At 66.4% G+C, this 17,699-nt stretch carries 12 protein-coding genes and 1 pseudogene; 5 read left to right on the top strand and 8 right to left on the bottom strand.

Translation table 11 applies throughout. The annotated features are described in order from the left end of the window. Positions 1 to 76: 76 nt before the first annotated feature. Positions 77 to 1,202, bottom strand: a protein-coding gene (prfB, locus tag AC5P99_RS16030; RefSeq protein WP_014037064.1) for a peptide chain release factor 2 whose coding sequence is annotated in 2 segments (ribosomal slippage) — positions 77 to 1,126 and positions 1,128 to 1,202 — 1,125 coding nt in all. Because the reading frame shifts where the segments join, the coding sequence is not laid out codon by codon here. 144 nt (positions 1,203 to 1,346) lie between these two features. Beyond that, positions 1,347 to 2,267: a LytTR family DNA-binding domain-containing protein gene (locus AC5P99_RS16025; RefSeq protein WP_049448345.1), complete on the bottom strand. Its 921-nt coding sequence runs from the start codon at positions 2,265 to 2,267 to the stop codon at positions 1,347 to 1,349. A 176-nt stretch (positions 2,268 to 2,443) separates the two neighbouring features. On the opposite strand from AC5P99_RS16025, the gene AC5P99_RS16020 reads away from it, so the two are divergent. The 4 genes and pseudogenes from AC5P99_RS16020 to imm45 form a co-directional block, all read left to right on the top strand. Then, the gene (locus AC5P99_RS16020) at positions 2,444 to 3,646 is read left to right on the top strand and encodes an acyltransferase family protein (protein WP_262091421.1); all 1,203 of its coding nucleotides are present in this window, start codon (positions 2,444 to 2,446) and stop codon (positions 3,644 to 3,646) included. Between the two features lie 9 nt (positions 3,647 to 3,655). Continuing rightward, the gene (locus tag AC5P99_RS16015) at positions 3,656 to 3,832 is read left to right on the top strand and encodes a hypothetical protein (protein ID WP_232015537.1); all 177 of its coding nucleotides are present in this window, start codon (positions 3,656 to 3,658) and stop codon (positions 3,830 to 3,832) included. 168 nt (positions 3,833 to 4,000) lie between these two features. Continuing rightward, positions 4,001 to 5,173: a hypothetical protein gene (locus tag AC5P99_RS16010; RefSeq protein WP_495213331.1), complete on the top strand. Its 1,173-nt coding sequence runs from the start codon at positions 4,001 to 4,003 to the stop codon at positions 5,171 to 5,173. A gap of 5 nt (positions 5,174 to 5,178) precedes the next feature. Continuing rightward, positions 5,179 to 5,355, top strand: a pseudogene (gene imm45, locus AC5P99_RS16005) (Imm45 family immunity protein); the annotation flags it as partial. Positions 5,356 to 5,444: 89 nt separating this feature from the next. On the opposite strand, the gene AC5P99_RS16000 reads toward imm45, so the two are convergent. Together AC5P99_RS16000 and recJ are read right to left on the bottom strand one after the other, a co-directional pair. Continuing rightward, a complete protein-coding gene (locus AC5P99_RS16000; RefSeq protein ID WP_495213330.1) occupies positions 5,445 to 8,354 on the bottom strand; it encodes a DUF2135 domain-containing protein in 2,910 nt (969 codons plus the stop codon). Between the two features lie 144 nt (positions 8,355 to 8,498). Then, a complete protein-coding gene (gene recJ / locus AC5P99_RS15995) occupies positions 8,499 to 10,256 on the bottom strand; it encodes a single-stranded-DNA-specific exonuclease RecJ (protein ID WP_495213329.1) in 1,758 nt (585 codons plus the stop codon). A 145-nt stretch (positions 10,257 to 10,401) separates the two neighbouring features. Between recJ and AC5P99_RS15990 the strand changes: the two genes are divergently transcribed. Then, the gene (locus tag AC5P99_RS15990) at positions 10,402 to 11,442 is read left to right on the top strand and encodes a DUF1176 domain-containing protein (RefSeq protein WP_495213328.1); all 1,041 of its coding nucleotides are present in this window, start codon (positions 10,402 to 10,404) and stop codon (positions 11,440 to 11,442) included. Between the two features lie 309 nt (positions 11,443 to 11,751). Here the strand turns inward: AC5P99_RS15990 and AC5P99_RS15985 are convergent, their stop codons facing one another. The 4 genes from AC5P99_RS15985 to carA form a co-directional block, all read right to left on the bottom strand. Then, complete coding sequence (locus tag AC5P99_RS15985; RefSeq protein WP_012480070.1) at positions 11,752 to 12,669, bottom strand: hypothetical protein; 918 nt, start codon at positions 12,667 to 12,669, stop codon at positions 11,752 to 11,754. 4 nt (positions 12,670 to 12,673) lie between these two features. After that, positions 12,674 to 13,138 carry a transcription elongation factor GreA gene (gene greA / locus AC5P99_RS15980; protein WP_181453298.1) on the bottom strand — a complete coding sequence of 155 codons (465 nt, stop codon included), beginning with the start codon at positions 13,136 to 13,138 and terminating at the stop codon, positions 12,674 to 12,676. An 8-nt stretch (positions 13,139 to 13,146) separates the two neighbouring features. Further along, the gene (gene carB, locus AC5P99_RS15975) at positions 13,147 to 16,389 is read right to left on the bottom strand and encodes a carbamoyl-phosphate synthase large subunit (protein ID WP_495213327.1); all 3,243 of its coding nucleotides are present in this window, start codon (positions 16,387 to 16,389) and stop codon (positions 13,147 to 13,149) included. Between the two features lie 149 nt (positions 16,390 to 16,538). Further along, positions 16,539 to 17,666, bottom strand: coding sequence for a glutamine-hydrolyzing carbamoyl-phosphate synthase small subunit (carA, locus tag AC5P99_RS15970; protein ID WP_005413213.1), 1,128 nt, complete (start codon positions 17,664 to 17,666; stop codon positions 16,539 to 16,541). Positions 17,667 to 17,699: the final 33 nt, after the last annotated feature.

The following is a 17,699-nucleotide window of genomic DNA, read 5'->3' as shown; positions in this document are numbered from 1 at the left end:
TCGGCTCTACCGGAAGCGTGATCAGCCACCCTCGGCGTTGCGCACGAGGGTGACGATATCCGCGCAGGCGCGCAGATCAGGCATCGACGCGCTTGGAGCCCACGGCCAGGCCGGCCTTCAGGCTGGCCTCGACGAACTCGTCCAGGTCGCCGTCCAGCACCTTCTGCGTATCCGAACGTTCGATGCCGGTACGCAGGTCCTTGATGCGGCTCTGGTCGAGCACGTAATTGCGGATCTGGCTGCCCCAGCCGATGTCGGACTTGGTCGCTTCCACGGCGTCCTTTTCGGCGTTGCGCTTCTGGATCTCCAGCTCGTACAGCTTGGCGGCCAGCATCTTCATCGCGTTGTCGCGGTTCTGGTGCTGGCTGCGGCCGGTCTGGCAGGCCACCACGATGTTGGTCGGGATGTGGGTGATGCGCACCGCCGACTCGGTCTTGTTGACGTGCTGGCCACCGGCACCGGACGAACGGTACACGTCGGTGCGCAGGTCGGCCGGATTGATGGTGATGTCGATGTTGTCATCGATTTCCGGCGACACGAACACCGAGGTGAAGCTGGTGTGGCGGCGGTTGTCCGAGTCGAAGGGCGACTTGCGCACCAGGCGGTGCACGCCGGTTTCAGTCTTCAGCCAGCCATAGGCGTAGTCGCCTTCCACGCGCAGCGTCGCCGACTTGATGCCAGCGACGTCGCCGCCGGAGACTTCCATCAGCTCGGTCTTCCAGCCGCGCGATTCACACCAGCGCAGGTACATGCGCAGCAGGATCTCGGCCCAGTCCTGGGCTTCGGTGCCACCGGCACCGGCCTGGATGTCGACGAACGCAGCGGCATTGTCCATCTCGCCGGAGAACATGCGCTGGAACTCCAGCTTCTCCACGTGCGCCTGGTGCTTGTCCAGGTCGGCGACCACCGCCAGTGCGGTGTCCTCGTCCTGCTCGGACTCGGCCAGCTCGAGCAGTTCGGTGGCGTCGTTCAGGCCATCCAGCACCGAGGCGATGCCGCCCACGGTCTTTTCCAGGCTGGAACGTTCGCGGCCCAGGTTCTGGGCGTACTCGGCGTTGTTCCAGACGTCGGGGCTTTCCAGCTCCCGCGTTACTTCTTCAAGACGCTCTTTCTTGGCGTCGTAGTCAAAGATACCCCCGAAGCGACAGCACGCGATCAGTCAGATCGGTGATGCGCTGGCGGACAGGATTCAGTTCGATCATGTCGGCGGTTATGCATTCAAAAGATGACTGCCAATGATACCGCAGGCCGGGGGCGCCCGGAATGAGGGACCAGGCCCGCAGCTGGGAGCCAACCACTGGTAGACCCGCCTCAGTAGAGTCGACTGTCAGTCGACTGCTTTTCATTCAGGTTGCGGTGGAGCCCGCGCTGCGCGCGATAGTCGACCGACAGTCGACTCTACCCGCGCCCGCGCCGCCCAGCGCCTGCCGCAGGACCGGCAGCTGGCGCCGGCTGCAGGGCACTTTGGCTCCATCGGCCATGTGCAGCAGGGCCTCGCCTCCGTCCAGCGGCTCGATCGAGCGCAACTGGCCGCGATTGATCAGCCAGCTGCGATGTGGGCGCAGGAACTCGCCCGGGTCCAGCCGCTGCTCCAGCACCGCCATGGTGATCCGCAGCGGGTAGTCGTGCCCGCGCACCCGCAAGTTCACGTAGTTGCCCGCCGACTGCGCGTACTCCACATCTGCGGTGGCAACCAGGAATTCCTTGCCCAGCTTGCGCACCAGGAAGTGCTGGGGGCGCTCGACCGGCTCCACCGGCGGGCCGACGTCGGGCTCGGCCAGCAGGCTCGCTTCGCCCTGCCTGCGCCTGCCGAACCAGCTGGCAAAGTGCTCGAGGGCCACGAACATCGCGAACGTGCGCACATCCTTCAGGTACTCGTAGGCAAAACGCTCCAACAAACCGGCATCGTCCTGGTAGCGGTAGCCCAGCGACGCGTAGGCCAGATGCCGCAGCAGCATCATCCCCATCACGTGCAGCAGCGACCAGCCGACGCTGGCCAGCAGATACAGCGGCAACCGCCGCCTCCAGGTATCGGCATGCAGCGGCCAGCGCTCGCAGCCCCACCACAGCAACGGCAGGGTCAACAGGATCAGGGCGAGGCTGCTGAACTCCCAGATCATCGGCTCCCACAGCCCAAGATCCGCGCCGCGGCGACTGGCGTCCATCACTTCCACCAGCGCATTGGTCACTGCCGAGGCCGACAGGATCGCCGCCCATACCAGCAGGCGGGTTGACGTACGCCAGCGCGATGGTCGGCCCTGGGTCATTGCTGCATCCATGTCGTTGCGGTGCTCCAGCCTGCCTCAAGGGACCAAGGGTAGCGGCTCCATTGGTCCCACCACCCCCGCCATTGGTCACTGCGTCGGTTCCAGCGGCCCCTTGCCAGACGCCGCAAGGATCCGGACGGCGTCACCTTGGCTCGACTCTCCGGCACACCACCACCATGCCCCGACGCTACGACATCGACGCCCTGCGCGTGTTCGCCTTCGCCCTGCTGATCCTCTACCACACCGCCATGGCCTACGTGGACGACTGGGGCTTTCACCTCAAGAGCGTGCATACCGCCGAATGGCTGCAGTGGCCGATGCTGTTCGTCAACCGCTGGCGGATGTCGCTGCTGTTCCTGATCTCGGGTATCGCCATCGCGCTGATGCGGCCGGAAGGCAGGTTGCTGCGCTTCGCCGGCCTGCGCACCTGGCGGCTGCTGCTGCCGCTGCTGTTTGGCATGTTCGTGATCGTGCCGATCCAGCCCTACTGCGAAGGCGTAGCCAACGGCCACGTGGCACCCGGCTTCGGCCACTTCCTGCTGCGCTATTGGCAGGTGCGGCCGTGGCCGGAAGGGAGCTTTGCCGGTTGGCAGTACGGCATCACCTGGAACCATCTGTGGTACCTGGCGTATCTCTGGAACTACACGCTGGCCCTGGCCCTGTTGATGCCGTTGCTGGGAACGGCGGTGGTGCGCCGCGCGGTGGCGTTCTGCGCAGCATCGCCGATGCTGCTGATCGGCCTTCCGTCCGCCCTGCTGCTGGCCTGGGTGATCTGGCTGGAGCCGATCTATCCGTCCACCAATGCCCTGCTTGGCGACTGGTACCAGCACGCCAAATACGCAACGGTGTTCCTGGCAGGCTACCTGCTCGGTCGCGAGCCGGTGTTCTGGCAGCGTGTGGTCGCCCTGCGCCGCACCACGCTATGGCTGGCGCTGGCCGCGATCGCCTGGTATCTGGGGTTGCGCATCCTCGGCGAGGTACTGCCGGCTGATTCCTTTCTGCGGCAATGGCCTGAAACGTTCTGGGACCTGCAGGGCCGCACCAGCCAGTCGCTGTACGTCTGGACCGCGCTGCTGACCATCCTGGGCTGGGGCAAGGTCGCCCTCGACCGCCCGTTCGGCTGGCTGCCGTACTGCACCGAGGCGATCTATCCCTGGTACGTGCTGCACCAGAGCCTGATCATCGTGCTGTTGTTCTGGCTCAAGCCGCTACAGCTGGGGCCGTGGGCCGAACCGGCCCTGCTGCTCGGCGGTACCGTCGGCGGCTGCCTGCTGATCCATGAACTGCTGATCCGTCGTTCGCGCTGGCTGCGGCCGCTGTTCGGCCTGAAAGCCGATCCGCTATCGTCACCGACGGTACGCGCCGCGACGGCGCAATGAGGACAACGGATGTTCCAGACCCATTGGCACCTGTGGCTGCAGCAGACCTTCGATGCCGGCTGGGTGCTGTCGCAGATGCAGTTCGTCAGCCTGCTCGGCTACGAAACGGCCTATACCGCGCTGATACTGCTTTGCGCGTTTGGCGGGCGACTCCGCGCCGGGTTGTGCGTGATGCTGGCTGCCTAGGCGGCGGTGTGGCGCTGGCGAGGCGGATTCCGCGTGGGACCTGATACGGGCAACGGATACGCGCCCCTTCACGGCATTTGCAACTATTCGCATTGGATGTTCCACATCGCCCTGCCAGCCTAGGAGGTCGCCTTCCCGCCAGAAGGCCCCTTTGCCTGGAGACCTGCAATGGATCAATCCGACCTCAAGCTGCTGGTAGCCTTTGTTGACTCAGAAGAAGCTGCGCTTGCTGAGAAGCGTCAAGGCGACATTTACCCGGCTTATCACTACCAACTCGGCGTACTTGCACCGAAAGCAGGTCGCCACCTGTCTGGGGACATGCTGCAACGCTTCTACTTCCACTGGCTGCGAGTGGGGGACTGGAAGGTCGCCGGACTTCCCGAAAAGGATCTACCGGCACTGAGTGCCGCCTACCGTGAACTCACGCGGCTTCCTGTTGGCTATTACTCGCGCCTGCCAAGGCTCGGCCTTGAGCATCTTTTCTGCTTCGGCTTCGACGAGAACGGCGAGCTCCCAAGTGGCTCTCTTGGCAGCGCGGGAGAGCTCAAGCAGCGCGTGCGCCTGGTCGAGCATTGCAGAAAGTACCAGTCGTACTACGCCCAACGTGACAAAGTGGAGAGATTTCTGCCCTATCGCAGCTTGGCACCACAGGTCCTCGAAGCCATTCAACACGTTCAACACGTTCAACACGTTCAACACGATGCCGAACAGCTCGACAGCATCCTGTACTGGGGCATGATTCTGGTCACGCTGCTGGATACTCGAACCCGCCTCGGCGCGCTGCGAATTCAGCTTGATCGCGGTCACGCAGAGAGCGCAGCCCGTGAACGATTTCTCTCGCTTCTCCACTACACAGCGATGGCAGCCCAGCCGCATGGTCCCGAAGACCCGGCGTTCAACACCCTCTGCGAACAGCTGTCGACACTGCACAACGAGCGCGTCATGGCAGGCGCCGCCATCCAGCTGGTCCAGCGGCAGGGATGGACGGTGGAGAACATCCGTGACTGGAACGCGCGCATCACGCTGTATCAGGATGGCGAGCACAGCACCCAGAACGGCCATCCACGTGTCAGCCTGACTCTCAGTAGCTGGCCCGATAGCTCATGGTCGATCAGCTTGTCCGCAGGTGATGGATCGTACGAGGCATATGGGGACCGGCCCATCAGCAATGACCTCGAACTGCCGCCAGTTACAGGCGCCAATCTCGCACAGTTCCCTCAATGGATCAGGCAGGTCAATGCACAACTGGGCATCAATCTGGCACCTGGCAAAGGCATGGTCGCCAGCGCGCACAAGAACCGCGTGCTGGCAAAACAGCTGGATAGCTGGATGCGCGGTTAGAGCAAATGGCTGCGTGGCGCTGGCGCGATGGATTTCGCGTCAGTACCGGCTCGATGAATAAGGCCGGATTGATTCTGGCTCTTCTGTCCCCGAAAGCCGGGCATCCGAATCTGCGCGACGTGCGCACTGAATGGCTGGTCTCGGAATGGGCACACTGGATAGGCCCGGAGTGCCCGGTCGGAAAAGTCCGGGTCCTTTGCCCCTATCCTGCACCGCTTGCGGGAGAAATGCAGAGTCGAGCAAGCCCGACTCTACACGGGTGTGCGAGCGATCAACGCACCTCGAACTCGCCCACCAGCACGGTCTCGGCACGGTCCTTCAACCGCATCGTCACCATCTGGTCCTTCTGCTTGGCCGTACCCCAATGGGTGGTCAGGCGCAGCATCAGGGTCGTCGCACCGGTCACCAGCTGCTGGCGGCTGCCGAAGTAATTCGCCTCCACCTTGTACTTGCCCGGCTTGGCGTTGCGCAGCGAGAACTGCTCGGGACCATAGCCACCGGTGAAATCCTGCGACATCTGCCCGCCCTGGTAGGTCAGGCGGTTGCCGTAGTACGCACGCTCGCCGTTCGGGTCGGTCACCCACAGGTCCATGTCGCTGTTGTCGGCGTCCCACGACAGCACCACGCGCAGGTCCAGCGGCATTGCCTGCAGCAGGCGCGGGTCGATGCTGGTGGTATCCAGCCGGGGCGTGCTGCGGGCCACCAGGTTGGTCAGTTCATCCAATGCGATCAGGGCGATGCCATCGAAACGCCTGTCCCACGGCCGCACCACCACCTGGTACAGCGGCGCCAGCGCCTGCTGCGGCTTGCCGGCCGCGGCCAGTGCCAGGCCCAGGTCGCGGAAGCTCTGCGGCTCTTCCTGGCCCATCGCCAGCACCTGCTCGAACACCGGCACCGCCAGTGCGGAGGCATCAGCCTGCATCAGCCGGTAACCGAGCACGCGCAGCAGGTGGCGGTTGTCCAGGTCCATCTCGGCCAGGTTCGACAGCACGCGCAGTGCCAGGTCGCGCTGACCCTGCTCCAGCAGCAGGTCGGCCACGTCGAGGAAGAACGCGCTGCTGTCGGCATGCGCATCGCGCTCGGCCAGGTAGCGGTCATACAGTTGCGACGGCGGGCCCTGGCGCAGGCGCCGGGCGATGGCCGAGTCCGGCTGCCAGGCCGCCAGCTGGATACCGAGCTCGCCCTCGTTGGCGGCAGCGGGCGCAGCGACACGGCCACCAGTGACCGTAATTGAATCCAGGGCCTTGTTCGATGCAGGCGCAGAGCGACGTGCACGCGCGCTGCTGGCTTCCATGCGCTGCTCGGCGGCGGCCATCGGTGCCGGGGCGGGCGGTGCCGCAGGGGCCGGCGCGGCGAGCATTGCCACCGGCGCCGATTCCATCGCATGGTCCGCCGAGGCCACTTCCAGTGCCCCGCCCTTCGCCTGCGGTGGCGCCCCCTTCGGCCAGCTGCGGCTCCACCACTGCTGGCGCTCCTTCCAGCGTGCCGCCACCTCATCCAGGCGCTGGCGATCAGCAGCGGCGCGATCTCTTACCTGCACTGCAAACCTGGCGTCGTACCCGGCGCGCAGCGTGCCCGAAGGGCGAATCGCATAGCGCAGGTAGTCCTCCAACGTCTCCAGCACGATCAGCGAGGTGTCCGGGCCGACCAGGCCAAACTGCTGCGACAGCCGCTGCATCGCCTCGCGGTTGCCACGGCGGTCGGCGGCCAGCTGCTGCAGGCGCGCCTGCGCCCACAAGCCCGCCAGCAGTTCACCGTCGTTACTCTTCTGCGTGGCGGGCAGCGCCTGCCATTCGCCGCCACCCACGCGCACCCGCATCGGCACACCGTCGGCCGCCAGTCGTGCGTGCAGCCACAGCCAGCCCTGGGCTTCACTGCGACGATCGATCACCACGTCCTGCACGCCGCGCCCCGCATCGACCTGCACATCCAACGGCGACGACAGCAGCTCGCGCGCCGCCGCATCGACATCCGTACTCAGCGCGACGAAGCGACCGCCATGCGCCTCGCTCCAACCACGCAGTCGCACGGCATCGGTGCGCGCACCGGCGCTGCTGACCGCAAACAGGCGTTGATCCGGCGCCATCGCCTGCAGCTGTTCCGGGCCGTAGGTCAACAGGCCATCGCTGACCAGCAGGTACTCCTTCACGCCCGGCTGCGTCTGCCACTGCGCCAGCGCGCTGGCACCGTCAGGGCGCACCGCCTGCAACGCTGCGCGCAGCTCGTTCCAGTTGCCGGCGCGGATACGGAATCGACGCACCGGCTCGGCGCGATCGCGCAGTACGGTCAAGGCCACGGTGCCGTCACCCAGCGCGGCGAAATAGCGATCCAGCAGGGCGAACTCACGTGTGCGATCGCGCTGCCCCGCCGAACCGGAGCCGTCCCAAAGCAGGCCGATCTCGCTGGGCAACGTGCGGGGTGTACTGCTGGCCGCCACCGGCAGCTGTGCCAACAGGTAGTGCCCATCCTGCCAGGGCGCCACCTGCACCTGTGCATGGCGGGCTGCCGGCAGGTTCCACTGCAGTTGCTTCGGCAGCTGCGCACCCTTGCCCTGCCACTGCAGCTGGCCCGCGCTGATGCGGAATGGCGCAGTACCTGCGGTGGCCGCGTCGGGAGCATGCACCTTCAGTTCAACCGAGGCTGCACCGGCGGCGAACTGCAGCGGCAGCGTCCACTGCCAGCCTTGGCCAGCGAAGGCCAGCGGTTCGCGAATCACCAGCTGCACACGCCGACTGCCACCGGCCGGCAGCGGGTAGACGCGCAGGCGGAACTGGTTGCCGGCGGTCTGTTCCAGCAGGCCCGGATCGACACCACGGCGGGCGATTTCCTCGAACACCTGGCGGCCGCGGTCCTTGGCCACCGGCACCGCGTCACGCATCTCGCCGTTGATATCCAGCGCGAAGCCGGTGATCTGCTGGCCATCAGCCAGCGGGAACTGCAGCTCACCCTCAAGCACACGACGGTTCGGGTTGTGGAATTCCAAGGTGATCCGGGTCTGGGCAACGCCGGCCTGGACCTCGCCTTCGATGCGGGCGTGTCGCAGCTGGACCGACTGCTCGGCAGCCGGTGCGATCAGCAGAGGCATGCTGGCCTGCGGCCGGGAGATCGGCGGCGACTGCGCGCCAGCGGGCCAGGCCGCGAGGGCCAGCAACAACACAGTGCAGCAACGGGCGAAGACCATGACCGGACTCCAGTGGGATCGTGGATCGTTGAACGCACCAGCAACCGTAACGGGGTTGGCGGGACCCCAAAAAGGGGACGGAGGGGATTAAGTCGTAATTGGCCAACAAGGCAAAAGCGGCTTAATCCCCTCCGTCCCCTTTTTCTAGGCGGGCAGGCAGTGTTCGATGATCAGCTGGATGGCGCTGCCGCCACGGTAGTCGTCGCAGGCCAAGCGGTAGGCGAGGTGCACGTGGCGGCCAGGCGCGTTGCCGTGCCAGCCGCCGAAATGAATGGCGTTGATCGTGCCGGGTACGCCCGGCAGGCGCAGTTCCAGCTTGAGGTGGCGTTCCTTCAGTACTCGCCAGTTGGCCACTTCGAAGTGGCCGTCGAACAGTGGCTCGGGGAAACCCTGGCCCCACGGCCCGGCCAGGCGCAGCGCATCGGCGTGGCGATGGTCCAGCTCATCTGCCGCCAGTTCGCCGTCACTGAGCACCTGCTGCTGCAATGCGGCCGGATCGAGCATCTCCAGCACCACGGCGACGAAGGCGGCCTTGAAGTCATCGACGTGGTCACGCCGCAGGCTGAGGCCGGCCGCCATGGCATGCCCACCGAAGCGCTCGATCAGGCCCGGATGGCGCGCATCGACCAACGCCAGCGCGTCACGGATGTGCAGGCCGGGAATCGAGCGCGCCGAGCCGCGCAGGGTGTCGGCGCCGGGTTCGGCCGGGGCAAAGGCGATCACCGGACGGTGCAGGCGATCCTTCATCTTCGAAGCGACCAGGCCGACCACACCGGGATGCCAGTCGGCATCGAACAGGCAGGCCGCGACCGGTCGCTGCCCGGCCATGTCCAGCACCACGCGGCTCAACGCCTGCTCGGCGTCGTCAGTCATCGACTGCTGGACGGCGCGCCGTTCCGAGTTGATCTGCTCCAGCGTCTGCGCGATCTCGCGTGCCTGGCGCGGGTCTTCGGTCAGCAACAGCGCGATGCCCAGCGCCATGTCTTCCAGCCGGCCCGCCGCGTTCAGGCGTGGGCCGAGTGCGAAGCCGATGTCGGTGGCGGTCAGCCGCGCCGCGTCACGGCCGCTGGCTTCGATCAGCGCTCGCAGGCCGACGCAGCCCTGCCCCGCGCGCAGACGGCGCAGGCCCGCGCTGACCAGTGCCCGGTTGTTCGGATCCAGTGCCACCAGGTCGGCGACGGTGCCGACCGCCACCAGGTCCAGCAGCGTGGTCAGGTCCGGCCCCTTGCCATCGGCGAAGACGCCGGCCTCGCGCATGTGACGGCGCAGCGCCATCAGCACGTAGAAGATCACGCCGACGCCGGCCAGCGACTTGCTGGGGAACGCATCACCGTCCAGATTCGGATCGACGATGACATCGGCCGGCGGCAGCTGCGGCCCGGGAAGGTGATGGTCGGTGACCAGCACCTGCCAGCCCCGCGCCTTGGCCGCGATCACGCCCGCATGGCAGGCGATGCCGTGGTCGACCGTGACCAGCAGGTCCGGCTGCAGCGCGGCCAGCTCCTCCACCAGAGAAGGTGACAGGCCGTAGCCGTGCACCATGCGGTTCGGCACCGCGTGGAAGACGTGTTGCGCGCCGAGCATGCGCAGGCCACGCACGCCGACCGCACAGGCGGTGGCGCCATCGCAATCGAAATCGCCGACCACCAGGATGCGCTTGTCGTTGGCGATGGCCTCGATCAGCAGACCCACCGCATCATCGATGCCGGTCAGCAGCTCCGGCGCGTGGAGGCTGCCCAGCTTCGGCAGTGCCAGCTCTGGCGTACCGGCGCCGCGGCTGGCATAGAGTCGCGCCAGCAGTGGCAGCGTGCCGTCTGGCCAGCTGTCGGGTACGACCGCATCGCGGCGGCGGATCATCGGCATATCAGAGGACGGCTGCGCAGCATCGGCGGCAAGGGACATCGGCATCGCCGGGTTGCGGAAGACATCCCCATGATAGCGCGGGGTCGGATCTCTCTGCCCGCAGGAGGCTCCCCCCCGATCGCTGGCATTTGGAATCTGCCAGCCTATCTTCCATGCTTGTCGGCCCGGAAATGGACTTCAACGCATGCATCGCACGCTCCTTCCCGCGCTGCTGGGCCTCGCCATGGCCCCGGCCACCCACGCCGCCACGCCCGAACCGAAGGCCGGCGTGCAGTTCCAGCACAACGACTGGTCGCTGGCCTGTGACAACACCCGCACCTGCCGCGCCGCCGGCTACAGTCCGGAACAACCCGGCAATCTGCTCAGCCTGATGCTGGAACGCGCGGGCGGCCCGGGTACGAAGGTGCTCGCGCGGCTGCGCAATGGCGAGGATGGCGAAAGCGCGACGCCGACCGGGGCGCTGCGCCTGCGCCTGAACGGCAAGGACCTGGGCCCGGTGCGCGACACCGGCGACGGAGATCAAGTACTGCTGCAGCAGGGACAGACCGATGCGCTGGTCGCCGCGCTGCCGCGCCACGCACGCATCGACATCATCGACGGCAAGGGCAAGGCGTGGCCGATCTCCGACAGCGGTGCAGCGGCCGTACTGCTGAAGATGGACGAGGCCCAGGGCCGGCTGGGCACACCCGGTGCGCTGGTGCGGCGTGGCGACAAGCCAGAAGCGAGCGTGCCTGCGGCGTTGCCGGTGCCAGTGATCATGCGCGGCACGCTGATGGCACCGCGCGCCTCGGACGCGGCACTGGCGAACGCACCGGGCCTGCGCAAGGCACTGATCGCCAGCCTGCCGAAGCCGGATGAGTGCGGCCGCCTGAGCGAGGGTGGGACAGACGAGATCGAGATCCAGCGACTGGACGCCCAGCATGTACTGGCAAGCACCAGCTGCTTCATGGGTGCCTACAACTTCAGCAGCGGCTACTGGGTAGTGCAGGACAAGGCGCCGTACCAGGCGAAGTTCGTGACCTCCAACGCGGAGGACTTTGATCGCGATGACGCGACGCTGCGCGGGCGCTTCCGTGGACGCGGCATCGGTGACTGCTACTCCGGCCACGACTGGGCCTGGGATGGCGCGCGATTCGTGAAGAGCGGCGAGTTCACCACCGGGCAGTGCCGCGGCGTGGCGGGTGGGCATTGGCAGCTGCCGACGGTGGTCAGCACGGTGAGGTGATTGTTTGCAGGGCTGCGCCCTGCACCTGCCGAAGCAACATCCGAAGCAACAGCAACAGCGGGGAGTCCGTGGGTTGGCGGGGCGGTGTCGGATTGCGGGGACGCCGCAAGTACGTCCCTGTAGGCTTGGCAGCCGCATCCATGCGGCTGACACCCCGCAATCTGACACCGCCCCACCTTCGACAGGTTCACGCCGCTGCTGGTAGGTGTCGACCTTGGTCGACACATCTTTCAGATATCGATAGACAAAATGGGGTCAGAGCCGTTTTCCCTAGGAAAACGGATCCGACCCCGCTCGGCCGAGCCCCGATCAGTCGTGAAGCTGGCGCGGCTTCTTCCAGAACTGCCAGCGCTGTCCGCGATCCAGCTGGAACTGCAGGCCGTCCTCGAAATCCAGCACCAGCCGCTGCAGCTCGCCGCGCTTCAGCGCGGCCAGCAGCGGACGGATCGCATCGTTGCCGAGCTGCTGCAGCGAGCGCAGCTGGCGCAGATCAACCAGTGCATCGACCGCCTGCTCGCCATCCACGGCTACGCCAGCCGCAAGAGCCAAGCCCTGCAGCAGCGCATCGCGGCTGCGCACCTGCGCATGCGGCGTGCTGACCGATACCGGCATCACGCCACCACCCCAGAACCACAGCGAATTGATCGGCTGTTGTCCCTGCGCGGCGCGCTGCTGGTTCCAGGAATGGTTGTGCAGCAGTACCTGCGCTTCGGTCATCAGCGCCCGCCAACGGCGGCCGACCTCGCCTTCCGGCAGGTGCGAGAACAGGTCATCGCCCAGCACCTCGTCCGGACTGTCGAAGTCCGGCAGGGCCAGGTCGATCGGCAGGCGCAGGTACCAGCGCGAAGGGTCCGGTGCGTCGAGCACGAATCCGGCATCGGCGAACAACGGCTGCAGCACCGGCAGCAGGGCCAGGCAGTCGGCCAGGGTCGGTCGCAGCGTTTCGCCGTAGGCCATCATCCGCGCGCCATGCATGTCCGGCACCATGCAGGCCGGATCGGCACGCAGCCAGCTGGCGCCAGCGGCATCGCCGACGTCGCGCTGGCGGGTCAACGCGGCCACCGGCCACTGCGGCGCGGCGACGGTGAAATGGCGCGTCAGCTGCGCGCGTTCACCCGGTGCGACCTGCACCGTCGTGGCGCGGCCAAGCGCGCGCGCCACATCGTCCGGCAACGCAGCCGCGGCAAAGCGGCTGCGTGCCGGCAACAGCAGGGTCGCCGTTGCCACCGGGTCAGTCCACGTAGCTGACGCTGACGATCTCGTACTCGCGTTGGCCGGCCGGGGCGTCGATCACGATCGAATCACCTTCCAGCTTGCCGATCATCGCGCGCGCCACCGGCGAGGAAATCGCGATCAGGCCCTGCTTGATGTCCGCCTCCAGGTCACCGACGATCTGGTACTTCTTCTCTTCGTCGGTTTCCACGTCGGCCAGCGTCACGCTGGCGCCGAACACCACCTTGGAGCCGGCATTGAGCTTGCTCACGTCGATGATCTCGGCGTGCGACAGCTCGCCTTCGAGCTGCTTGATGCGGCCTTCGATGAAGCCCTGTTCCTCGCGCGCGGCGTGGTACTCGGCATTCTCCTTCAGGTCGCCATGCTCACGTGCTTCGGCGATGGCGGCGATCACCTTGGGGCGCTTGACCGACTTCAGGTGATCCAGTTCGTCGCGCAGCTTCTGCGCGCCCTTCATCGTGATGGGGGCTCTCATGCATTCAACTCCTTGTGCAGCTCCTGCAGCGACCAGACGGGGCCGGTGCCGCGGAATTCCAGTGAATCCACCAGCGCCTTGGCGCCGGCAATGGTGGTCGAGTAGGTGACGCGATGCTGCAGCGCCTCGCGACGGATCGAGAACGAGTCGTTGATCGCCGAACGACCTTCGGTCGTGTTGACGATGTAGACGATCTCGCCGTTCTTGATCGAGTCGACGATGTGCGGACGGCCTTCGACCACCTTGTTGATGATCTCGCAGTCCATGCCGTGCTGCTGCAGCCACGCGGCGGTGCCACGGGTCGCGACCAGGCTGTAGCCACGCGCCAGCAGCGCCTTGGCCACCGGCAACACGCGCTTCTTGTCCGGATCGCGGACCGAAACGAAGGCCTTGCCGACCGGCGGCGCCTTGATGCCGCCGGCTTCCTGCGCACGCGCGAAGGCGGCGTTGAAGCTGCGGCCCACGCCCATCACCTCACCGGTGGAGCGCATCTCCGGCCCGAGGATCGGGTCGACGCCCTGGAACTTGGCGAACGGGAAGATCGCCTCCTTCACCGAGTAATAGTCCGGCACGATTTCCTTGGTCGCGCCCTGCTCGGCCAGGCTCTTGCCGGCCATGCAGCGCGCGGCGATCTTGGCCAGCGGCATGCCGGTGGCCTTGGACACGAACGGCACGGTGCGCGAGGCACGCGGGTTCACTTCCAGCAGGTAGATGGTGTCGGCACCTTCGTCGCTGGTCTGGATCGCGAACTGGGTGTTCATCAGGCCGACCACGTTCAGGGCCTTGGCCAGCTCCACCACCTGGCGGCGCAGTTCGGCCTGGGTTTCAGCCGACAGCGAGTACGGCGGCAGCGAGCAGGAGGAATCGCCCGAGTGCACGCCGGCTTCTTCGATGTGCTCCATCACGCCACCGATCAGGACGTTGCCCTCCTTGTCGGCGATGATGTCGACGTCGCACTCGACAGCATTGTCGAGGAAGCGGTCCAGCAGCACCGGCGAATCGTTGGACACCTTCACCGCGTCGCGCACGTAGCGGGCCAGGTCGGCTTCGCCGTAGACGATTTCCATCGCACGGCCGCCCAGCACGTAGCTCGGGCGCACCACCAGCGGGTAGCCGATCTCGCGGGCCAGCAGCAGCGCTTCCTGGTCGTTGCGGGCGATGCGGTTCGGCGGCTGCTTCAGGCCCAGCTTGTCGACCAGCTGCTGGAAGCGCTCGCGGTCCTCGGCCAGGTCGATCGAATCCGGGCTGGTGCCGATCACCGGCACGCCGTTGGCTTCCAGCGCCCGCGCCAGCTTCAGCGGGGTCTGGCCGCCGTACTGCACGATCACGCCCTTCGGCTGTTCCAGTTCGACGATTTCCAGCACGTCTTCCAGGGTCAGCGGTTCGAAGTACAGGCGGTCGGAGGTGTCGTAGTCGGTCGACACGGTTTCCGGGTTGCAGTTGACCATGATGGTTTCATAGCCATCCTCGCGCAGCGCCAGTGCCGCATGCACGCAGCAGTAGTCGAACTCGATGCCCTGGCCGATGCGGTTCGGGCCACCGCCCAGGATCATGATCTTGTCGCGGTTGCTCGGCGCGGCCTCGCACTCGTCCTCGTAGGTCGAGTAGAGGTAGGCGGTACCGGTGGAGAACTCGCCGGCACAGGAGTCCACGCGCTTGTAGACCGGGCGCACCTTGTGCGCACGACGCAGCGCGCGGATGGCGGCTTCGTTGGTGCCGGTCAGCTGCGCCAGGCGTGCGTCGGAGAAGCCGGCGCGCTTCAGCTTGCGCAGGCGTGCGGCGTCCAGTGCGTCGATGCCACCGGCGGCGACGTCAGCTTCGGCAGCGATGATTTCCTCGATCTGGTCCAGGAACCAGTGATCGATGAACGACAGCGCGTAGATCTCTTCCACGCTCATGCCGGCGCGGAATGCATCGGCGACGAAGAACAGGCGCTCCGGACCCGGTGCCTTCAGTTCGCGGCGCAGGGTCTGCAGGTCGTCTTCGTTGCCCAGGTCCAGGCCGGTCGGGTCGAAGCCGACCTTGCCGGTTTCCAGGCCACGCAGGGCCTTCTGCACCGACTCCTGGAAGGTGCGGCCCATCGCCATCACCTCGCCCACCGACTTCATCTGGGTGGTCAGGCGGGCGTCGGCGGCCGGGAACTTCTCGAAGGCGAAGCGCGGGATCTTGGTGACGACGTAATCGATGGACGGCTCGAACGAGGCCGGGGTCAGGCCGCCGGTGATCTCGTTCTTCAGTTCGTCCAGGGTGTAGCCCACGGCCAGCTTGGCGGCGACCTTGGCGATCGGGAAGCCGGTGGCCTTGGACGCCAGCGCCGAGGAACGCGACACGCGCGGGTTCATCTCGATGACGACCACGCGGCCGGTCTTCGGGTTGATGCCGAACTGTACGTTCGAGCCACCGGTATCGACGCCGATCTTGCGCAGCACGGCGATGGAGGCATCGCGCAGGCGCTGGTATTCCTTGTCGGTCAGGGTCTGCGCCGGGGCCACGGTGATCGAGTCACCGGTATGCACGCCCATCGGGTCGAGGTTTTCGATCGAGCAGACGATGATGCAGTTGTCCGCGGTATCGCGGACCACTTCCATCTCGAACTCCTTCCAGCCCAGCACCGACTCTTCCACCAGCACTTCGGTGGTCGGCGACAGTTCCAGGCCGCGGCTGACGATTTCGACCAGCTCTTCGCGGTTGTAGGCGATGCCGCCACCGCTGCCGCCCAGGGTGAAGCTGGGGCGGATGATGGTCGGGTAGCCAACGCGGGTCTGGATCTCCAGCGCTTCGTCCAGGGTGTGGGCGACGGCGGCGGTCGGGCATTCCAGGCCGATCTCACCCATGGCCACGCGGAACAGCTCGCGGTCTTCGGCCATGCGGATCGCTTCGCGCTTGGCGCCGATCAGTTCGACGTTGTACTTCCCCAGCACGCCGTTGTCGGCCAGGTCCAGCGCGCAGTTCAGCGCGGTCTGGCCACCCATGGTCGGCAGCAGCGCATCGGGCTTTTCCTTGGCGATGATCTTCTCGACCGTCTGCCAGTTGATCGGCTCGATGTAGACGGCGTCGGCCATCTCCGGGTCGGTCATGATCGTGGCCGGGTTGCTGTTGACCAGCACCACGCGGTAACCCTCGTCACGCAGGGCCTTGCAGGCCTGGGCGCCGGAGTAGTCGAACTCGCAGGCCTGGCCGATGACGATCGGGCCAGCACCGATGATGAGGATGGTCTTGAGGTCAGTGCGCTTGGGCATTTTCTTCTCTAAGTCAGTACAGCGTGACAAGGGGGAGTGATCGCACGCTGTCGATCAGGAATCTTGAACCGCAGCGCCGCGCCAGGGGCAGCAGCGATGCGGGGTTTACGGTCCATCGCGACGCCACCGGGGGGCCGGCGGCGTACTGATCACGCCTTGGCCTGCTCCATCAGCACCACGAAGCGGTCGAACAGCGGGCCGACATCGGTCGGGCCCGGCGACGCTTCCGGATGGCCCTGGAACGAGAACGCCGGCACGTCGGTGCGGGCCACGCCCTGGTTGGTGCCATCGAACAGCGAGCGGTGGGTCACGCGCAGGGTCGGCGGCAGGGTCGCTTCATCGATCGCGAAGCCGTGGTTCTGCGAGGTGATCATCACCCGGCCGCTGTCCAGGTCCTGCACCGGGTGGTTGGCACCGTGGTGGCCGTGGCCCATCTTCATGGTCTGCGCGCCCGAGGCCAGGCCCAGCAGCTGGTGGCCCAGGCAGATGCCGAAGGTCGGGATCTTCACGTCGATGAAGGTCTTGATCGCTTCGATGGCGTAGTCGCACGGTTCCGGGTCACCCGGGCCGTTGGACAGGAACACGCCATCCGGCTTCAGCGCCAGCACTTCGGCGGCCGGGGTCTGCGCCGGCACCACGGTCACTTCGCAGCCGCGCTCGGCCAGCATGCGCAGGATGTTGGTCTTCACGCCGAAATCGTAGGCCACGACCTTGTACTTGGCCGGCACGCTGACGAAGGCATTGGCATCCAGGTCCAGCTGGCCCTCGGTCCAGGTGTAGGTCTTCTCGGTAGTGACGACCTTGGCCAGATCCATGCCCTTCAGCCCCGGGAACTTGCGGGCGGCTTCCAGTGCCTTTTCCACGTCGATGTCGCCGGCCATCAGCGCACCGTTCTGCGCACCCTTCTCGCGCAGGATGCGGGTCAGCTTGCGGGTGTCGATGCCGGCGATGGCAACCACGCCACGCTGGATCAGCCAGTCCTGCAGCGACACCTGGCTGCGCCAGTTGCTGGGGCGACGCGGAACATCGCGCACGATCAGGCCGGCCGACCACACCTTGGACGCTTCATTGTCCTGGTCGGTCATGCCGGTGTTGCCGATATGCGGATAGGTCAGCGTGACCATCTGCCGGGCGTAGGACGGGTCGGTCAGAACTTCCTGATAGCCGGTCATGGCGGTGTTGAACACCACCTCACCGACGGACAGGCCGGGCGCGCCTACGGATTCGCCCTCGAATACGGTGCCGTCTTCGAGGACGAGGATTGCGGCTTGGGTCACGGGAATCTCACTTTGGCTACCGAGGGGGCTGCC

The organism is Stenotrophomonas sp. YJH_SMC_80 (assembly GCF_059372495.1).
The sequence above is the reverse complement of the archived record's forward strand: the minus strand, read 5'-3'. Positions and strand labels throughout refer to the sequence as shown.

Coding starts and splice junctions, on each gene's coding strand:
- AC5P99_RS16025 (WP_049448345.1), bottom strand. CDS start 2,267: ATGACCCAGGGCCGACCATCGCGCTGGCGTACGTCAACCCGCCTGCTG.
- AC5P99_RS16020 (WP_262091421.1), top strand. CDS start 2,444: ATGCCCCGACGCTACGACATCGACGCCCTGCGCGTGTTCGCCTTCGCC.
- AC5P99_RS16015 (WP_232015537.1), top strand. CDS start 3,656: ATGTTCCAGACCCATTGGCACCTGTGGCTGCAGCAGACCTTCGATGCC.
- AC5P99_RS16010 (WP_495213331.1), top strand. CDS start 4,001: ATGGATCAATCCGACCTCAAGCTGCTGGTAGCCTTTGTTGACTCAGAA.
- AC5P99_RS16000 (WP_495213330.1), bottom strand. CDS start 8,354: ATGGTCTTCGCCCGTTGCTGCACTGTGTTGTTGCTGGCCCTCGCGGCC.
- recJ (WP_495213329.1), bottom strand. CDS start 10,256: ATGTCCCTTGCCGCCGATGCTGCGCAGCCGTCCTCTGATATGCCGATG.
- AC5P99_RS15990 (WP_495213328.1), top strand. CDS start 10,402: ATGCATCGCACGCTCCTTCCCGCGCTGCTGGGCCTCGCCATGGCCCCG.
- carB (WP_495213327.1), bottom strand. CDS start 16,389: ATGCCCAAGCGCACTGACCTCAAGACCATCCTCATCATCGGTGCTGGC.